This is a genomic window from Granulicatella sp. WM01 (assembly GCF_004570605.1).
Lineage (GTDB): Bacteria > Bacillota > Bacilli > Lactobacillales > Aerococcaceae > WM01.
Map to the genome: position 1 here is coordinate 1 of NZ_SPPB01000099.1, position 3,307 is coordinate 3,307.

Below are 3,307 nucleotides of genomic sequence, written 5' to 3' on the forward strand. Positions count from 1 at the left end.
TAGGTAATAATTTTATTTTTCTTAAATAACTCCCATAACGAATCAGTTGATTATGCCCACAATGATGACATTTTTCTATTTTTCTTTCCCAGCTGGCATGAATAATATGATATTTAATATGATGTTGCACGTCTTGAGTTAGCCAATTTTCTGGAAATTCAAATTCTTCTTCCAATTTCAATAATTTTCTGGTATTCTTATCCATGTGAAGCACCTCTTTACTATTTTCTCTCAACTTATAGTTTACTGGTTTGCTTCACTTTTTTCTATAAAAAAATAATCGTGTTGGCGAACTTTTTTGTTCACCAACACGATTTATTGTACACCCAAAAAAAGACCGCGAGAAATCAACGATTATAAACATTGATTTCTCGCAATTTTAAAAGTATCACTTTAGACTATTTTCCAAGAGTTTTAATTCGTTAGTACTCTACTTAGGAATGCACGTGTTCTTTCTTCTTTTGGATTATTGAAAATATCTTGAGGAGCACCTTCTTCAACAATCAATCCTTTATCCATGAATACAACATGATCTGCTACATCTCTAGCAAAATCCATTTCATGTGTGACAACTAACATCGTCATACCTCTTTTAGCTAAATCTTTCATGACACGTAACACTTCACCAACCATTTCAGGATCTAATGCTGATGTCGGTTCATCAAATAATAGGACATCTGGCTCCATAGCCAAGGCTCTTGCAATAGCCACTCTTTGTTTCTGTCCACCTGATAGTTGCGTCACTCTTGCCTGTGCAAAATCTGCCATACCAACTTCTTCTAAAAAGTGTCTTGCCAGTTTTTCAGCCGTTTCTTTGTCTTTTTTTAATACTTTAATTTGTCCAATTGTGCAGTTGTCTAACACGTTTAAGTTTTCAAACAAATTGAATTGTTGGAAAACCATGCCTAAATGTGTTCGATAGGTTAAAATGTCATGTTGCCCGTCCAAAATGTTCTCTCCACGATAGAAAATTTCTCCCGCTGAAGGTGTTTCTAACAAATTAATGCATCTCAATAATGTGGATTTTCCTGAACCAGACGAACCAATTAAACAAGACACTTCACCTTGTCTTACAGAAAAGTTAATATCAGATAATACTTCTCGTTGACCAAATGATTTGTTTAAATGTTTAATGTCAATAACTGTTTCCATATTATGTCTCCTTAATTTCTGCAACTTGCATTTGCCCACTAGCTAAATTGTCTGTGCTTTTTCCTGACAGACGCTTTTCAATAAAGCGAAGCAAGCGTGTTACAGTAAATGTCATCACAAAGTAAAACACACATGTGACTAAAAATGTTTGGAAAAATTGATAATTTCGTCCTGCTATTGAGCGTGTAACAAAGAATAGTTCGGTCACTCCAATAACATTTAAGACAGACGTATCTTTAATATTAATAACAAACTCGTTTCCAGTTGCCGGTAAAATATTTTTCAATACTTGAGGTAAAACAACGTATCGCATAGTTTGCAAATGTGTCATACCAATAGCTTGAGCTGCCTCAAATTGTCCTTTATCAATAGAAATAATGCCACCTCGAACCACTTCTGACATATACGCTCCAGTATTTATTGAAACAATAAGTAAAGCTGCAACTAATCTATCCATATCAAATCCAAATAATAGTGCTGAACCGTAATACACAACCATAGCTTGTACAATCATAGGTGTACCCCTAAAGATTTCAATATATACACTTAACAAACCATTGACTAGTGATAATACCAAATTTTTCCCTTTTTCTTTTGGTCTAGGTATTGTTCTGATGATACCAATACATAGTCCAATGAATAGTCCAATTATTGTTCCAATTAAAGAAATATATAAAGTCTTAGTTGCTCCGTCAACTAATTGTGGCCAATTCTTTTTCAGTACAATCCACATATCCATAAAGAAATGTTGACTTTCCTGCGTTGTTTCGCCACGAATAGCCTGTTTCATTAAATCCTCACGTTCACTTGGAGAAATTTGTTTTAAAATAGTATTTATTTTTTCTGTTAACTCACTATTTTTAGGCAAACCAATAGACGTTGCAACATCTTCCTCGCTAACTACAAAGCCGTTATTGTCTTTGAACTCTATCATCTTTAATTGATTATTTGCACCAACCACATCAATAGCTGTAGATTTTTCTGAAATGTAAGCATCTATTTTCCCACTTTCTAAAGCAACACGCATGGCTGAAAAATCAGACATCGCCTCTTGCTTACTTGCCGTTTTCATTTGATCTAATAGGTCATAATGTAATGTGCCTAATTGTCCTGTTACTCTAGCTCCTGAAAAATCTTTCAAGGAATGTGCATTAGCGTATGCACCGTCTTTTCTTATCACTAATACAAGTGTTGACATGTAATAGCTATCTGTAAAATCTATTTCTTGTTTCCTTTCTGCTGTAGGTGACATTCCTGCAATAATAGCATCTATTTTTCCAGCTTGCAGCGAAGGAATAAGTCCGTCCCATTCTGTTTTAACAATGACTAATTTTTTCCCTAGCTTATCTGCTATCTTCTGTGCAATGGCAACGTCATAGCCCCCTGCAAATTCCCCGGTATTCTCAATGGGGGCAGTATCTTTACCACTTTGTGTTTGTGTCCAATTATATGGAGCATAATTAGCTTCCATTCCTACTCGAAATACTTGTTCTGTTTGAGCTGTTTGTGTTTGGCAAGCACCTAGTATCACCATAAGACATGCCACTAGCCCAAAAAGCCATTTCTTCATTTTTATCAACTCTCTCTTCTTTTTCATTTTAAATCTGTTACACAGTTTAACATTATTTCACAAGTTTAGCAACTGCTTCTCCACAAGTTTTTTCATCGTTTTTTAATCGTTTTATTATTTTTAACTCGCTTATTCTGCTCATTTCTTACAAACGTTCTTTAAAAACAGATACAGTTTAAGCAGCCAATTAAAATATAAATCACTATCAAACGTATCAGATTACACGTAGAAAATTAAGTATAACATATATCTTGTCATAACTAATGTTCAAAAAGAACGCTAAATCTTTACCTTGTTGAGTAGCATATATAAACACTATGTTTAGGTTAAAAATATTTGGTATCATGTGCTGTTAAAAAATATATATTTCGCTAATGTTTTTCAAAAAATAGCATGTCAATCGAAAATGAAAATGTCCCAAAATGTGGGCCACTATAAGTGCAATGATTTTAAAAAAAATCATTGCACTTATAGGGCAAAATAATGTATGCTATTAAAGTATCAAGCAAGCTTGTTGTCTTGATACTCTTCAAGAGTTTTTCCAATACTCTTGAGATAGCGTTTGAAAGATGCCAGTTTCCACGG

The 3,307-nt window shown here is 33.9% G+C and carries 2 protein-coding genes and 1 pseudogene; all 3 read right to left on the minus strand.

Features of this window, described 5'->3' with window-relative positions; translation table 11 throughout:
- A pseudogene (locus tag E4T68_RS08575) lies at positions 1-205 on the minus strand (hypothetical protein); the annotation flags it as partial.
- 209 nt (positions 206-414) lie between these two features.
- Positions 415-1,152: an amino acid ABC transporter ATP-binding protein gene (locus E4T68_RS08580; RefSeq protein ID WP_135125991.1), complete on the minus strand. Its 738-nt coding sequence runs from the start codon at positions 1,150-1,152 to the stop codon at positions 415-417.
- A gap of 1 nt (position 1,153) precedes the next feature.
- Positions 1,154-2,722: an ABC transporter substrate-binding protein/permease gene (locus E4T68_RS08585; RefSeq protein ID WP_135125993.1), complete on the minus strand. Its 1,569-nt coding sequence runs from the start codon at positions 2,720-2,722 to the stop codon at positions 1,154-1,156.
- Positions 2,723-3,307: the final 585 nt, after the last annotated feature.